This is a genomic window from Bradyrhizobium sp. LB8.2 (genome assembly GCF_040548035.1).
GTDB lineage: Bacteria > Pseudomonadota > Alphaproteobacteria > Rhizobiales > Xanthobacteraceae > Bradyrhizobium.
Genome location: NZ_JBEPQV010000080.1, coordinates 1 through 1,176, shown reverse-complemented (window position 1 = coordinate 1,176; position 1,176 = coordinate 1). Strand labels below are relative to the sequence as shown.

At 62.5% G+C, this 1,176-nt stretch carries 1 protein-coding gene; it reads right to left on the bottom strand.

The genetic code is table 11. The features are described from left to right. The coding region (locus ABIB06_RS38825) for an IS4 family transposase (RefSeq protein WP_354125702.1) at window positions 1-1,037 on the bottom strand (1,037 nt) is incomplete at its 3' end. Window positions 1,038-1,176: the final 139 nt, after the last annotated feature.

Genomic DNA, 1,176 nt, shown 5'->3' with positions numbered 1-1,176 from the left:
GCCTTGACCAGTTGCATCACCGATACGGCCGCGACGGCGACGGCAGTGGCGAACCTGATCATGACCTCGGGATCGCTGATGTCAGCTGCCTCGATATCGAAGCCCCCGGTCTTCTGCGTGTGGAAGTATTCTTCGATGACCCAGCGCATTCGATAGAGATCGACGATACGACGCGCTTCGACCAGGTTTGTGACCGGATGGGTCGTCAGCAGCCGCCAATGGATCGGCTTGCCGCCCTCCGCTGTCGATGTCTCGCGCACATCGACCATGGTCAAGGTGACGGCCTCGGGCAGATCGGCCGCACCGTGCAATGGCTTGCACAGGGCGACAGGCGAGAAGCGGACTGCCAGCTCGCTGCTGCGTGCCTTGCGTCCCGGAGCCGCGGGGACGTTGACTTTGAGCCGACCTGCTTCGGGCAGGCTATCGATATGAGAGAACAGCAAATCAATCTGCTGCTCCTCCTCGCCCGTCTCGATCCGCCGGTTCTGGCATGCCCGCACGATCAGATGTGCCCGTGACGGACGGAACGCGAAGTGCGCGTAGATGTCGCTTTCCCGGTCCGACACCACCGTGATGGTCGCAGCCTCCGTCAGAACCTCCGCCGCGCGCCTCGTGCTATCGAGCCAGCGTTGTGATTCCTTCTGTTTCGTTGTCCGCGACCGTCGATGCTTGGCCTTGCCGCCCGTGCGGTTCCATACCTTCGCATCAATAAGGCCGATCACCCCACCGTTGCCGGCATCGATCGCCAGAGCTGCATGCAGCAACAGGCCACGCAGCGCCCCGCCTTTCCCAACCGGTCCGTAGCCATTCGCTTTCGCCCGCTGCCCACCCAGCGAAAGCTCGCTCGTATCCTGCGCCACGACCACATCACGGCCTCTCGCACGCCCCGCCGTGCGTTCTCCCGCGCAGCCGGCGATCTCTTCTGCCGTCACTGCATCGTTGCGAAGAAAGCGCGTGAACTGAATCTCACGCGCGCGGTTGCGTTGCGCCAGCTGACGGATGCACGAGCCCGGCCGTGCAACAAGCGCCGCATGCAAATGCGCCCCCCTTTTTCCAGCCGCGCGTCGCCAAACCGACCCAGACCGTAATCCATCCCAGACATCGCTCGCTCCCGCGAATCATCACTCAACTCACGGAATCAGCAATCAAATTCCTCCGCAATATGTGTGAATTCGA